Below are 246 nucleotides of genomic sequence, written 5' to 3'. Positions count from 1 at the left end.
TGTTCAATTTTACCGCCGTTAACCCTATTGCCGCGGTAGCCACGATTTTAGTTTGGGGGGCATTTGCATTCGGTAATGTTCCAGGTTTACAAGTATATGTAGTGAAACTTGCTGAAAAATATACACCAGATGCAGTGGATGTTGCTTCCGGTTTAAACATTGCCGCCTTTAACGTTGGTATTGCACTTGGTTCATGGGGCGGAGGGATGGTTGTCGCTGAAGCAGGCTTAATGCATACACCTTGGG

At 45.9% G+C, this 246-nt stretch carries 1 pseudogene; it reads left to right on the top strand.

The annotated features are described in order from the left end of the window. A pseudogene (locus AB4486_RS25965) lies at positions 1 to 246 on the top strand (MFS sugar transporter); the annotation flags it as partial.

Source organism: Vibrio sp. 10N.222.55.C6, assembly GCF_041473395.1.
In the GTDB taxonomy this organism is placed as follows: domain Bacteria; phylum Pseudomonadota; class Gammaproteobacteria; order Enterobacterales; family Vibrionaceae; genus Vibrio; species Vibrio crassostreae_C.
The sequence above is the reverse complement of the archived record's forward strand: the minus strand, read 5'-3'. Positions and strand labels throughout refer to the sequence as shown.